The organism is Sedimentimonas flavescens (genome assembly GCF_025154035.1).
Taxonomy (GTDB): Bacteria; Pseudomonadota; Alphaproteobacteria; order Rhodobacterales; family Rhodobacteraceae; genus Rhodobacter; species Rhodobacter flavescens.
In genome coordinates this window covers 627,102-640,522 of the sequence record NZ_JAOALJ010000002.1, presented here as the reverse complement: position 1 = coordinate 640,522, position 13,421 = coordinate 627,102, and the positions used below count along the sequence as shown (strand labels likewise).

General features: G+C 63.7%; 14 protein-coding genes. 12 read left to right on the top strand and 2 right to left on the bottom strand.

Annotated features, from left to right (window positions below; translation table 11 throughout):
- Window positions 1–12: 12 nt before the first annotated feature.
- Together N3C64_RS06500 and N3C64_RS06495 are read right to left on the bottom strand one after the other, a co-directional pair.
- Window positions 13–468: a c-type cytochrome gene (locus tag N3C64_RS06500; RefSeq protein WP_218628970.1), complete on the bottom strand. Its 456-nt coding sequence runs from the start codon at window positions 466–468 to the stop codon at window positions 13–15.
- 100 nt (window positions 469–568) lie between these two features.
- The gene (locus tag N3C64_RS06495) at window positions 569–1,786 is read right to left on the bottom strand and encodes an NnrS family protein (RefSeq protein ID WP_260013024.1); all 1,218 of its coding nucleotides are present in this window, start codon (window positions 1,784–1,786) and stop codon (window positions 569–571) included.
- 269 nt (window positions 1,787–2,055) lie between these two features.
- Here N3C64_RS06495 and N3C64_RS06490 point away from each other — a divergent pair, with 269 nt between their 5' ends.
- The 12 genes from N3C64_RS06490 to N3C64_RS06430 all read left to right on the top strand — a co-directional run bounded on the left by N3C64_RS06490 (window position 2,056) and on the right by N3C64_RS06430 (window position 13,403).
- Complete coding sequence (locus tag N3C64_RS06490) at window positions 2,056–3,735, top strand: cytochrome D1 domain-containing protein (protein ID WP_260013021.1); 1,680 nt, start codon at window positions 2,056–2,058, stop codon at window positions 3,733–3,735.
- Between the two features lie 117 nt (window positions 3,736–3,852).
- The gene (locus tag N3C64_RS06480; RefSeq protein ID WP_301654107.1) at window positions 3,853–5,649 is read left to right on the top strand and encodes a NapC/NirT family cytochrome c; all 1,797 of its coding nucleotides are present in this window, start codon (window positions 3,853–3,855) and stop codon (window positions 5,647–5,649) included.
- Window positions 5,650–5,709: 60 nt separating this feature from the next.
- Window positions 5,710–6,123 carry a cupredoxin domain-containing protein gene (locus tag N3C64_RS06475; protein WP_260013018.1) on the top strand — a complete coding sequence of 138 codons (414 nt, stop codon included), beginning with the start codon at window positions 5,710–5,712 and terminating at the stop codon, window positions 6,121–6,123.
- 102 nt (window positions 6,124–6,225) lie between these two features.
- Entirely contained in the window at window positions 6,226–7,020 is a 795-nt protein-coding gene (gene cobA, locus N3C64_RS06470; protein WP_218628966.1) for a uroporphyrinogen-III C-methyltransferase, read from the top strand.
- The gene (locus N3C64_RS06465; protein WP_233676775.1) at window positions 7,013–7,336 is read left to right on the top strand and encodes a c-type cytochrome; all 324 of its coding nucleotides are present in this window, start codon (window positions 7,013–7,015) and stop codon (window positions 7,334–7,336) included. Before cobA ends, N3C64_RS06465 begins: the two co-directional genes overlap by 8 nt.
- The gene (locus N3C64_RS06460) at window positions 7,333–8,481 is read left to right on the top strand and encodes a cytochrome D1 domain-containing protein (RefSeq protein ID WP_218628965.1); all 1,149 of its coding nucleotides are present in this window, start codon (window positions 7,333–7,335) and stop codon (window positions 8,479–8,481) included. The genes N3C64_RS06465 and N3C64_RS06460 overlap by 4 nt, the downstream gene beginning before the upstream one ends.
- A 2-nt stretch (window positions 8,482–8,483) precedes the next feature.
- Window positions 8,484–9,476: a siroheme decarboxylase subunit beta gene (ahbB, locus tag N3C64_RS06455; protein ID WP_260013016.1), complete on the top strand. Its 993-nt coding sequence runs from the start codon at window positions 8,484–8,486 to the stop codon at window positions 9,474–9,476.
- Window positions 9,473–9,946 carry an Lrp/AsnC family transcriptional regulator gene (locus tag N3C64_RS06450; protein ID WP_260013013.1) on the top strand — a complete coding sequence of 158 codons (474 nt, stop codon included), beginning with the start codon at window positions 9,473–9,475 and terminating at the stop codon, window positions 9,944–9,946. Before ahbB (N3C64_RS06455) ends, N3C64_RS06450 begins: the two co-directional genes overlap by 4 nt.
- Window positions 9,943–10,425 (top strand): siroheme decarboxylase subunit beta, encoded by a 483-nt coding sequence (gene ahbB / locus N3C64_RS06445; RefSeq protein WP_260013011.1) that lies wholly within the window; start codon window positions 9,943–9,945, stop codon window positions 10,423–10,425. Before N3C64_RS06450 ends, ahbB (N3C64_RS06445) begins: the two co-directional genes overlap by 4 nt.
- A 3-nt stretch (window positions 10,426–10,428) precedes the next feature.
- Entirely contained in the window at window positions 10,429–11,640 is a 1,212-nt protein-coding gene (gene nirJ, locus N3C64_RS06440) for a heme d1 biosynthesis radical SAM protein NirJ (protein WP_218628961.1), read from the top strand.
- Complete coding sequence (locus N3C64_RS06435) at window positions 11,615–13,174, top strand: cytochrome D1 domain-containing protein (RefSeq protein WP_260013006.1); 1,560 nt, start codon at window positions 11,615–11,617, stop codon at window positions 13,172–13,174. The genes nirJ and N3C64_RS06435 overlap by 26 nt, the downstream gene beginning before the upstream one ends.
- Window positions 13,131–13,403 carry a hypothetical protein gene (locus N3C64_RS06430; RefSeq protein ID WP_218628959.1) on the top strand — a complete coding sequence of 91 codons (273 nt, stop codon included), beginning with the start codon at window positions 13,131–13,133 and terminating at the stop codon, window positions 13,401–13,403. Before N3C64_RS06435 ends, N3C64_RS06430 begins: the two co-directional genes overlap by 44 nt.
- Window positions 13,404–13,421 lie beyond the last annotated feature (18 nt).

Below are 13,421 nucleotides of genomic sequence, written 5' to 3'. Positions count from 1 at the left end.
GATGGTTCTCCCTCAGCCCGCATCATTCGGCGGCCAGTCCTGGGCGTCGATAGTATCGACCCAGAGCAGGAAGTCGGCGAGCTGCTGATACTCTTCGTCCGTCAGATTGAATTGCGGCATCTGACGGCGGCCTTCGATGCCCGTGGGCATCGCATCCATCCAGGCCTTCAGCGATTCCATCGCTCCCTCATGGTCGGCCGGATCGACGCCCCAGCGGGTCATCACATTGGCCAGTTCGGGGGCGAAATAGGCGCCTTCACCAAGGATGGTGTGGCAGTTGATACAGGCTTTCTCTTCCCAGATCCGCTTGCCCGCCTTGACCGAGTCCGTAAGTGTGGCTTCGTTGGTCGAGGTGGTACGGATGTACATGTGGGTCTGCGCCGAGAGGCCCAGGAAGATGATGATGAAGAACAGTGACCCGCCATAGAATATGTTTCGGGCCATGCTCTTGGTCATGACTTCGCGCATTGCGCTCTCCTTTTCGGAGCGGTTGATCGGTCTGCCCAGATGACAGAGCCTGGGGGGTAGCCGCCTTAACGAAAGTCAATCGTTCGTGAACTGTGCGTGATCACGAACGATGCGGCGGGACGGGCGGGGCCGGTTCGCGCGGCGCGCGGGGCGCGGTCAGGATCGGCCCCATTGCCGCCAGCGCAAGGCTGAAGCCTGCCAGCCACAGAAGGCCCGCAGCAATCGTCAGCAGGGGTTCGAGCGTGCCCGACTGCGGGGCCAGCCAGCGCAGGACCGCAGCCGACGGGATCAGCGCATAGGCGATTGCAACCGGACGCGGCGCGATCAGGGGGCGCCCGGTGTGCCCAAGGCTTGCACGGCTAAGCACCGACAGGATCATCCCGCCCGTCCCGCCGATTCCCAACAGGTGAATCGCCGCTATTTCAGAACCGATTCCCATCCATGACAGCCCCAGGGCAATCAGACCAAGCCCGAGCAGGCCGTAGGACAGGTGCAGCGTCCACAGAATCGCGAAGGGGCGCGTCCAGCGGCTTTGCCAGCGCGCCAGCCGGATCAGCGCCAGCACCCCGGCGATGCAGGCCACCGCGCCCGGAATGACCTCAGGGATCGGCAGGGCGGCGAGGGCAGCGGCGGCGATTGCCGCTGCACTCCCAGCAAGATCAAGCCGCCCGCCGCTTGCGGGCAGGTCGTGCTCGCGCCCGGTGCGGATCATCGCGTTGCGGGTAAAGGCGGGGGTCACGCGCCCGCCGATCACCGCGATCAGCGCGACAAGTGCGAGCAGCGCAACCCGCAGCCCGCGCCCGGAATCGCCCCAGCTCCAGCCCATCCAGTCGGCCTGAACCAGAAGCTCTCCCGCCCAGATCAGTGCCAAGACAGCCAGCAGGATCACGTTTTGCGGTTTGGGCCGCTTGAATAGCAGCATCGCGATTCGCGCCCCGAGAAACGGCAGGAAGGCGAGACAGATGATCGCAACGACACCGGGGGGCAGAAGCCCCGAGAACCACACCGCGATCCGAGCGGCCAGCCAAAGCGCCGCGGCCGTACCTATGAAACGCGACCGCGCGCCGGCGGCGCCGGTCCAGTTCGGCACGGCAGTCAGAAAGAATCCGCCGACGGCCGCCGTGGCAAAGCCAAAGATCATCTCATGCGCGTGCCAGTGCATCGCCGCCGGAGCAAAGGGAAATTCGGTCGAGCCAAGACCCATCAGGTCTGCGCTGTAGATCCACAGCCAGACGCCAAGCAACACGATCGCGCTGATCAGTGTGGCCAGAAAGAAAATCCGAAAACTTTCCGAGAGGATGCGTGCGAATACGCTCATGGGGGTGCCTTCCAGGTTCTGGATCGCACGGCGACCCGAAAACAACATGTCCTCCCGACCATGAGTCGGCGCCTCTCGCTCGACCTTAACGAAAGTCAAAATTCGGCGCGCCGGAGCGGCTTTTTCGTAACATATTGCAATAATTAGAAGTTTTTGCGCGGGATCGGATCATCAAACTGACCTCACAGAAACTTGACTTTGGTCAATGTATCTCGCGCCCTCTCCGGGCAGTGTCGCACCTGCCTCATCGCCCCCACAGGAGAGTGATCATGTCACTTGAGAGAATTACGAAACGCTTCGGCCTGGGCTCGGTCGCCAGCCTCGCGGTGCTGCTCACCGGCGTGGCGCTGCCTGCCTTTGCCCAGGAGGCCCCGACGCTGAGCCCGGAAGCCTTCGAGCATTCCAAAGAGATTTACTTCCAGCAGTGCGCGGGTTGCCACGGTGTTCTGCGCAAAGGCGCCACCGGTAAGAACCTCGAGCCGCATTGGAAGAAAACCGCAGCCGACGGCACCGTCACCGAGGGCGGCACGCTGCAGCTTGGTCAGGAACGCCTTGAAAAGATCATCTCCTTCGGCACCGAAGGCGGGATGAACAACTTCTCGGAAATCATGTCCGAGCAGGAAATCAAGGACATGGCGACCTACATCCAGATGGATGCGCCCAAGCCCCCGGAGTGGTCGCTTGAGCAGATGAAAGCCAGCCGCAAGGTCTATGTCGATCCGAAGGACTACCCGACCGAGCCGCTGCACGGCCGCAACTGGGAAAACTTCTTCGTCGTGATCGAGCGTGACGTCGGCAAGGTTGCCATCGTCGACGGCGACACCAAGGAAGTCGTGACCCACATCCCGACCGGCTACGCCGTGCACGTGATCAAGGCCTCCGAGCACCACAACACCGAGCACACCGAAAACCCGGGCCGCTTCTGGTACACCATGGGCCGCGACGGCAAGATGACCAAGATCGACCTCTGGCAGACGCCCGAGAAGATGCTGGTCGCCGAGGTTGACATCGCCCATGACGCACGTGACGTGGCCGTTTCGGGCGACGGCAAGTACGTGATCGGTGGGGGCTACTGGCCGCCGCACTTCGTGATCGCCGATGCCGAGACCATGGAGCCGCTCAAGGTCGTCTCGACCCGCGGTATCAACGTCGACGGCAACTATGTCGAAGAAGCCCGCGTGGCCGCCATCTACACCACCCCGAACGAGCCGACCTTCCTGGTGGCCGTGAAGGAACTGGGTCAGATGTGGCAGGTGGACTACTCCGATCTCGACAACCTGCGCATCGAGGCAATCAACTCGGCCAAGTTCCTGCACGATGGTTTCTTCGATACCACCGGCCGTTACTTCCAGATCGCGGCGAACGCTTCGAACAAGATGGTCGTGGTCGACACCAAAGATCGCAAGCTTGAAGCGATGATCGACGTCGGCGCGCTGCCGCACCCCGGCCCGGGCGCCAACTGGGATGACCCGAACTGCGGCCCGGTCGCCGGCACCACCCACCTGGGTGAAGGCACCGTGACCGTTTGGGGCAACGACCCCGAGGGCCATGCCGACCAGGCGTGGAAAGTCTGCTACACGGTCGAGACGGACGGCCCCGGCCTGTTCATCCGCACCCATCCGAATTCGAAGTACGTCTGGGCTGACCAGACCAAGCACCCGGATCCGGAAGTGCAGCAGTCGATCCAAGTCATCGACAAGGCGACTGGCGAAATCGCCAAGACCATTCAGGTCACGGACGAAGCCGGTAGCGCTGCGGTTCACTTCGAGTTCAACAAGGACGGCACGGAAGTGTGGGTGTCCAAGTGGAACATGAGCGACTCGAAAGAGCCGAACGGTGAGATGGTGATCTACGACGCCGAGACGCTGGAAGAGAAAGCCCGCGTGAAGGGCCTCTATGCCCCGACCGGCAAGTTCAACGTCTACAACCGCACCAATCACGTGACCTGATAACGGGTTACGTGCAGCGGGCCGCCTCGGATACCGGGGCGGCCCCTTTTCTTCCCATGCATAGGGCTGGACGGGTGCTGCCAGACGCCAAGACCCCTCCGCCGCGCAGGAGCGATCATGTCTGACGACACTACCGAATCCAAAAAAACCGGCCGCCTTTGGCGCCGCTACGTCTATTTCGGCGTGCCCGTCATGGGCGCTGCCGCAGCCTTCATCGCTGGGATCGTCTTCTGGGGCGGCTTCAACACCGCGATGGAAGCCACCAACACGATGCCATTCTGCATCTCGTGTCACGAGATGGAGGATAACGTCTATGCCGAATACAAGGGAACCATCCACGACGTGAACCGTTCGGGGGTGGGCGCGGTCTGTTCGGACTGTCACGTGCCGAAGGACTGGACGCATAAGATCATCCGCAAGATCAAGGCTTCGAAAGAGGTTTGGGGCAAGCTGACCGGCTCGATCTCGACGCCCGAGAAGTTCGACGCCAAGCGGCTTCATCTGGCGATGAACGAATGGGAGCGGATGAAATCGTCGGACTCGCGCGAGTGCCGCAACTGTCACGATTTCGAATCCATGCTGCCCGAAAAGCAGCGCCCGCGCGCGCGCCAGCAGCACATGAATGCGATCGAGACGGGCCAGACCTGTATCGACTGCCACAAGGGGATTGCGCATACGAATGTGCGTGACCGCGCCGACGAGGAATACCTCGCCCAGCTCGAAGCCCCGAATCCGAAGTTTGCCCGCGAGATCCCGCAGGAATACCTTGAGAGCCTGGCGCGGATCGAAGCGAAAGAGGCCGCCGAGGCCGAAGCTGCCGCAGCAGCTGCCACGGCCGCAGAAGAGGCCGTTGTCGCGCGCATTGCCGCTGCGGTCGAACAGGCCAAGGCTGCCGCCAGCGGTGGCGATGCGGGGGCTTCCGCCTCGGCTGCTCCTGCAGCTTCGAGCGGAACCGCCGACGTCGGGATCGATTGGGGCAAGGCCAGCCCGATTACGGTGACCATGTTCTACCCGGGTCAGGCCAGCTTCGAATGGGTGCAGAACGGCAAGACGCATGGCGGGGCACGGCCCTTCACCAAAGGCGGCGACAAGTGCTCGACCTGCCACGCCAAGGAACTCCCTGCGATGGGTCAGAAGATCGTTACCGGCGAGAAGGCCGAGCCGACCCCGATCCCGGGCAAGCGCGGTTCGATCGACGCGTCGCTTCAGGCGACCCACGATGCCGAGAACCTCTATCTGCGCCTTCAGTTCAAGGCCGCGGCGCATACGCCCGTGCCCTTCGTCGAAGGTGGCAAGATGGATCCCGAAAACCCGGTCAAGGTTGCCATGATGATCGCGGGTCAGGGCATCGAGTATGTCGAGCAGGCCGGTTGCTGGGCGACCTGCCACAACGACAGCCGCTATATGCCTGACGCTCCGGAAGCGGACGCTCTGGCGGCGGCAGGGGATGTCGCGCAGCGCATCGGCGCCAGCGAGTTTGTCTCGAAATACATCGCGGAATCGCGTACCGAGATCGAGCTGAAGGGGCGTAACAACGCACCGCTCGGTGGCTGGGACAAGCTGAAGTCCGAGGATGAGATCGCGGCCTATCTCGATGGCGGCACCTTCATGGACCTGCTGCGCGCCAACCCGACCGGCGGCAACAACGGCCACATCCTCGACGCACGCCGTGTGGATGAGGGCGCACCGATCGACACCTCGGTTACGCTGGAAGGCGACACCTGGACCGTGGTCATCAAGCGGCCGCTCGACACCGGGGCGCCGGGCGATGTGAAGATCGAGGCTGGCAAGGTCTACACCGTGGGCTTCGCGATCCACGACGACTTTACCACCGCGCGCTTCCACCATGTCTCGATGGACTGGCGACTGGGGCTTGACGATCCCAACGTGGAAATCAACGCCACGGCGCAGTGACAAGGACGGGGCGGCGGGGTAACCTGCCGCCCTTCTCCTTTTCCGGATGGAGTATTGACGATGAAAGCCATTCTTCCGATCGCCCTTGCCGCGCTCTGGGCCGCGCCGGCCCTGGCCGAGACCGACCCTGTCAAGATCGCTGCGATCTGCACCGAGGCAGAGGAGCGCTATGCCGAGATCTATGGCCACCCTTCGGCGGAGGCAGAGGGTGTCGAGGTCGTTCTGATGTACAAATACACCTTCTGCCCCGTCGAGATCGAAGTTCCTGCGGGCACCACGATTCGCTGGGTGAACGTGGACAAACGCACCTCACATTCGACCTGGTTTCGCGATGCGGGCGAGCCCGAAAGTGAGCGCCTGTTCCCCGAAGAAACCGCAGAGCAGACCTTCGATATCCCCGGCGAATGGGGCTATCTGTGCGGCCCGCATTGGGAAAGCCGAGACATGATTGGCAAGGTCATCGTCAAGCCCTAGCAGGAAATTCCACCTGGATCGGCCAAGATTGACTTCCGTCAAGATAATCGCGGGTCAGTTTTGGCATGGTCGGTTGGAGTAATTCCAAGCAGAGGACGTGACATGGGTAACATAGGGACGGTTACACTTGTCGGCGCAGGTCCGGGCGACCCGGAATTGTTGACCCTCAAGGCGGCGCGGCTGATCGGCTCCGCCGATGTCGTGGTCTATGACCGGCTTGTCGCCGCCGAGATTCTGGCGATGATTCCGCCGGAGGCCGAGCGGGTGAACGTTGGCAAGAGCACGCATCACCACCCGGTGCCGCAAGAGGAAATCAACGAAATTCTCGTGCGTTACGCGCAGGCGGGCCGCAATGTGGTGCGCCTCAAGGGAGGTGATCCGTTCATCTTCGGCCGTGGCTGCGAAGAAACCGCGCGACTGGCCGAGGCCGGTGTGCCCTTCGCCGTGGTGCCGGGCATTACCGCGGCACAGGGGGCTTCGGCCTCCACCGGGGTGCCGCTGACGCATCGCGGGCTGGCGCGTTCGGTGCGCTACATCACCGGCCATTGCAAGGCCGACGAGATGCTCGATCTCGACTGGGCGGGGCTTGCCGACCCGGAAACCACGCTCGTCTTCTACATGGGCAAGGCCACGATCCGCCTGATCGCGACGCAGCTGATGGCGCATGGGCTGGAAGGATCGACCCCGGTCATGGCGGTCGCCTCGGCCACCACCGCGCAGGAGCAGCGCCTCGATTCCCGGCTTGACCGGATCGAGGGAGATCTGGCGCGCTCGGACCTCGAAAGCCCGGTGATCTTCATCGTGGGCGCGGTTGCGGGCCTCTCGGGGCGCACCAGCGCTGGCTGCCTGTGCACGGCCGTTCTGGCCGATCCCGGCGCGGAGCGGTGCCATGCCTAAGATGCTCGCCGCCGCCGTCCTGCTGTTGCTTGCGATCACGCTGCCGGCCACCGCCGAAGTGGTGGGGCCAGAGCGCGCGGCGCAGCTTGAGCATCTGGTCGTCCAGGATTGCGGCTCGTGCCACGGTCTGACGCGCAAGGGGGGGCTTGGCAGTCCGCTGACCCCCGAGGCGCTGGAGGGCCAGGACCGCGAACTGATCGCCACTGTTATTCTTGACGGTGTGCCCAATACCGCGATGCCGCCCTGGCGCCCGCTGATGAGCGAGGCCGAGGCCTACTGGATCGCCGATTACCTGCTGAAAGATCAAAACCAATGAACCGTCTTGCTGCTTTCCTGCTGTGCACCGCCCTCACCGCCCCCGCATTCGCGCAAGAGTTGCGCGCCACCGGCGATCTGGGGGTCGTGGTCGAGCGCGCGACGGGCTCGGTGCTGATCGTCGATCAATCCGAACGTGCCGCGATTGGCCGGGTCGAGGGGTTCGGCGATCTGTCGCATGCCTCGCTGGTCTTTTCGGCGGACGAGCGTTTTGCCTATATCTTCGGTCGCGACGGCGGGCTGACCAAGCTTGACCTGCTGACGCAGCAGATCGTCGGGCGCGTCGTGCAGGCGGGCAATTCCATCGGCGGTGCGATTTCCGACGATGGCAAGCTGATCGCGGTTGCGAATTACGAACCCGGCGGCGTGAATATTTTCGACGCCGAGACGCTGGAGCAACTCGTGGCGATTCCCGCGGGTGGCAAGGCGCTTGGGCTGGAAGACGCGCCGGGCCGCAAGTTTGTCTTCTCGGTCTGGGATACGGGCGAGACGAAGATCGTCGACATGTCGGGTCCCGAGCCCAAGATCACCACGCTGAGCAACATCGGCGCCGAGCCTTACGACGCGCTGGTGACCGATGACGGGCGCACCTATATCGCCGGGCTGTTCGGCGAGGACGGGCTGACCTCGATCGACCTCTGGGCCGAAGTGCCCGAGCCTCGCCGCATCCTGCCCCAATACGGGCGCGGCAAGGAGGAGATGCCGGTCTACAAGATGCCGCACCTCGAAGGTTGGGCGAAAGCGGGCGACCAGATCGTGCTGCCCGCGATCCACCACCACGAAGTGCTCTGGATCGATTCGCGCACTTTGGAAGAAACGGGCCGAACCGCCACTCACGGACAGCCGGTCTTTGCCATGGCGCGCCCCGGCGGGCGGCAGGTCTGGGTCAATTTCGCTCATCCCGACAACGATACTGTGCAGGTCATCGATTCGATGACGCATGAGGTTGTCGGCGAGATGAAGCCCGGCCCTGCCGTGCTGCACATGGAATTCACCTCGCGCGGGACCGAAGCCTGGGTCTCGGTGCGGGACGAGAACAAGGTGGTGATCTATGACACCACCACCTTGGAACCCATCGGCGAGATCGCGGCCGAGAGCCCCTCGGGGATCTTCTTCACCGCGCGCGCCCACAGACTGGGATTGTAATCATGGCATTTCTGACGCCCCTCGACATGCGCCTTCTGGATGAATGGCAGCGCTACCTGCCGCTGGTGGCTCGCCCCTTTGCGACCATGGCGCAGATGCTGAACGAGACCGAGGAAGAGGTGCTGATGCGCCTGGTGCAGCTGCGCGACAGCGGCACCATGGCCCGTGTGGGTGCGACCTGTCGGCCCAATACCGTTGGTGCGTCGACGCTCGCGGCGCTCGCGGTGCCCGAGTGGCGTATCGAAGAGGTGGCGCAGATCGTCGGGTCCGAGCCGGGCGTCAACCATTCCTACCTGCGCGAGGATGAGTGGAACATCTGGTTCGTCGCCACCGCCCCCGATGCCGACAGCCTTGCCGAGATCCTTGAGCGTATCGCTGAACGCAGCGGGTTGCGGGTGCTGAACCTGCCCTTGCAGCGGGCGTTCAACGTCGATCTTGGTTTCCGCCTGGAGGGGCCGCGCCATGTGCTCAAGCTCGATCAGCCCGCCGATCTCGATGCGATCCGCGACGGCGATCGCGCGATCCTGCAGGCGCTGACCGATGGCTTGCCGCTTGTGCCCCAACCCTTCGCCGAGATTGGTGCCCGTCTTGGCATGACCGAGGATGAGGTCATCGCACGTATCGCCGCGCTCAGCGAGGCGCGTATCATCACCCGAATGGGCATCATCGTGCGCCACCGGGCACTTGGCTGGCGCTCGAACGCGATGGTGACCTGGAAGATGCCGCTTGATCAGGTCGAGGCCGCGGGCAAGGCGCTGATCGGTCATCCCGGCGTGACGTTGTGCTACGAGCGCCGCCTGTCAGAAGGGTGGGAGCATCCGCTGTTTTGCATGGTGCACGCCAAGACCCGTTCCGAGGCGCTTGAGGTTATCGCTGGAGCCGCCGCGCTGCCTGAACTGGCCGGTGCCGAGCCGCGCGTGCTGTTCTCGGTCCGCTGCTTCAAGCAGACTGGGGCGATGCTTCAGGCCCGCCCTGCTCTGGAGGCTGCCGAATGAGACGCGCGCCGCTTTCGCCCGATGTGCTCGACGCGGAGGATCGCAAGATCCTGAACGCGCTGCAGGACGGTTTTCCGATCGCCCCGCATCCTTTCGCCGTTGCGGCAGAGCAACTGGGGTTGGAGGAAAAGGACCTGATCACCCGCATCCGCCACTTGCGCGAACTTGGCGCGATCACGCGGTTCGGGCCGTTTTACGATGTTGCAGCGATGGGTGGAGCTTTCTGCCTTTGCGCGATGGAAGTCCCCGAGGCCGAATTCGAGCAGGTCATGACTTTGGTCAATGCCCATCCGGAGGTCGCGCACAATTATGAACGCACGCACCGGCTGAACATGTGGTTCGTGCTCGCGGCGGAGACGCTCGAAGGGATCACGCAGGCAGCCGATGCGATCGAGCGGGAAACGGGGATGTGCGTCCACCGTTTCCCAAAGCTCGAAGAGTTCTTCATCGGCTTTCGGGTTCCGGCATGAGTATCGACGCTATCGACAGACGTATTATCGCAGCGACCCAGGCCGGACTTCCGGTCACCTCCGAGCCCTACGTCGAGATCGCGGGGCAGCTGGGGTTGGATGTCGAAGTGTTGATGGCGCGGATGCGCGCCATGCAGGAGCGCGGCGTGATCCGCCGCATCGCGCTTGCCCCCAACCACTACGCGCTTGGCATGACGGCGAACGGCATGTCTGTCTGGGATGTGCAGGACGACCGGGCGACCGAACTTGGTGCGCAGGTCGGCGCGCTCGATTTCGTCTCGCATTGCTATCTTCGTCCGCGCGCCGAGGGCTGGCCCTACAACCTCTTTGCCATGGTCCATGGCTCTTCCCGCGACGAGGTCGAGGCCAAACGCGCCGTGATCTCCGATCTTCTTGGTCCCGCCTGTCGGGCCAAGGATATCCTCTATTCCACCCGTATCCTGAAAAAGACCGGATTACGTATCCGGGGAGAGGGCTGATCCATGTTCCGTCTGACGCAATACATGCGCGAGCTTGTCGCGCCGACCCCGGTGCGCGAGCGCCGTGGCCCCGTGAAGCCTGTGGTGATCTGGAACCTCACGCGGCGCTGCAACCTGCGCTGCCGGCATTGCTACACCACCTCGGCCGATACCCATTTCCCGGGCGAGTTGAGCCACGAGCAGGCGATGGGAGTGCTGGACGACCTGAAGGCGTTCGGCATTCCGGCGCTGATCCTGTCGGGGGGCGAGCCGCTCTCGCGTTTCGACTTCTTCGAACTGGCCGAGCGCGCGAAAGAGTTGAACTTCCGTCACCTGTCGCTGTCCACCAACGGCACGCTGATCAATGCCGAGAATGCCGGGCGCATCGCCGATCTGGGCTTTGACTACGTTGGTATCTCGCTTGACGGAATCGGTGCGACGAACGACTGGTTCCGCGGCCTCGACGGCGCTTTCGACGCGGCGCTGGTCGGCGTGCGCGAGTTGCTCAAGCGCAAGGTCAAGGTGGGGCTGCGCTTCACCATCACCGCCGACAATGCCGAGCAGATGCCCGCAATGATGGACCTGTGCGATCGCGAGGGCGTGGACAAGTTCTACCTGTCGCACCTCGTCTATGCCGGGCGCGGCGACAAGCACCGGGGCGAGGATACCGAACACGCCCGCACCCGCGCGGCGATGGACGAGTTGCTCGATCGCGCCTGGATCGCCGTGGCCGAGGACATGCCGCTGGAGATCGTCACCGGCAACAACGACGCCGACGCTGTCTATTTCCTGCGTTGGGTCGAGAAGAACTTCCCCGAGAAGGCCGAGCATATCCGCGCCCATCTCGAGGCCTGGGGCGGCAACAGCTCGGGTCTGGGTGTGGCCAATATCGACACGCAGGGGCGGGTGCATCCCGACACCTACTGGTCGGATTACACCGTCGGCTCGATCAAGGAGCGCCCCTTCTCCGAACTGTGGACCGGCGACGACCAGATGCTGGCGACGTTGCGCACCCGGCCGCGCCCGCTCAAGGGTCGCTGCGGCGCCTGCGCCTACAAGTCGGTCTGCGGCGGCAATACCCGCATTCGCGCGCTGCAACTGACCGGCGACCCCTGGGCGGAAGACCCCGCCTGCTATCTCTCCGCGTCGGAAATCGGCCTTGAGGCCGATGGCCCGCGCGTGACCGTCACTCCGTTCCGAGGCAAGAGCCATGATCCGCAGCATCGTTTCTTCTGACCGTCTGGCAGGCGCCATCGCGCTGGTTCTGGCCGCAACCGGACCCGCGCTGGCCGAGCCCGACGCACAGGCGCTGTTTGCCGAGCATTGCGCCGCCTGCCACGCCGAGAACCGCTTGGGCGGCACAGGCCCCGCGCTGATCCCCGAGACGCTTGGCCGCATGTTCGGCCCGGCGCTGGAAAAGGTGATCAGTGACGGCCGTCCCGCCACGCAGATGGCGGGTTTTGCCGAAACGCTCGCCCCTGAGCAGGTCGCCGCCATCGCGCGCTATCTGGAAACCCCGCTGGCCGAGACCCCGCGCTGGAGCGTCGAGGATGCCAATGCCAGCCGCAATCTGTCGGCTGACTACAAGGCCGCCGAAGCGCCGGTCTTCACCGCCGATCCGATGAACATCACGCTGGTTGTCGAAACCGGGGACCACCATGTCTCGGTTCTCGATGGCGACACGTTCGAGGTGCTCGACCGCTTCGCCACGCCCTTCGCGGTGCATGGCGGGCCCAAGTTCAGCCCCGATGGGCGCTATGTCTTTGTGATGTCGCGCGACGGCTGGGTGCAGAAGTACGATATCTGGTCGCTCCAGGTTGTGGGGCAGGTGCGCGCGGGACTCAACAGCCGCAACATCGCCATGTCGGGCGATGGCAAGTGGCTTGCGGTTGCGAACTACCTGCCGCAGACGCTGACCATCCTCGCGACCGAGGATCTGGGCGTGCAGAAGATCATCGACGTGACCGGGTCGGGCGGTGTGCCCTCGCGCGTGTCGGCGGTCTATCAGGCTCCGCCGCGTGAAAGCTTTGTGCTTGCGCTCAAGGATCTTCCGCAGGTCTGGGAAGTCTTCTACGGCGACAACCCGCCGGTGCAGGGCTTTGCCCATGACTACCGCATGGAACCCGCGATCAAGACGACCGAGCGCTTCCCCGTGCGCAAGATCCCGGTCTCGGACATCATGGACGATTTCTTCTTCGATCTCAGCTACACCAACCTGATCGGCGCCTCGCGCGACGGCGCGCGCGGGCTGGTGCTGGATCTCGATATCGGCAAGGAAGTGGCCGAGGTCGATCTGCCGGGGATGCCGCATCTTGGGTCGGGTATCACCTGGCCGTGGAACGGCACGACCGTCATGGCCACGCCGCATCTGAAAGACCCGGCGATCTCGGTCATCGATATGGAAAGCTGGAAGACGGTGAAGCGGATCGAGACGCTCGGCCCCGGCTTCTTCATGCGCAGCCATTCGAATTCGCCCTATGCCTGGGCCGATGTGTTCTTTGGCCCGAACAAGGACAAGATGCACATCATCGACAAGGAGACGCTCGAGATCGTCAAGACGCTCGACCCTGAGCCGGGCAAGACCGTGGCGCATGTCGAATTCACCAAGGACGGCGACGAGGCGCTTGTCTCGATCTGGGAAGACGACGGGGCTGTTATCGTTTACGATGCCAAGACGCTCGAAGAGATCAAGCGTCTGCCGATGAAGAAGCCTTCGGGGAAATACAATGTCTGGAACAAGATCAGCTTCGAAGCCGGAACCAGCCACTGAGCCCGCGGGCCCGCGGCTGAGCCGGCTGGCGATCCTGCTCTATCCGTTCACGGCGGCAGCGGTGGCGATCAACCTCTATCTTCTGGGGCTGATGTGGCAGCGCCTTGGCCTGCCCGCGATCCCGCCGCTGACCGCGCTGTGGGTCTCGATCCCACTTGGCGTCCCGGCGACCTGGCTGGCGGCGAAATGGGTCAAGGGCCTGATCGACGAAGCCGAAGGGCGCCGCTGAACCCCTGTTGAGAAAAGT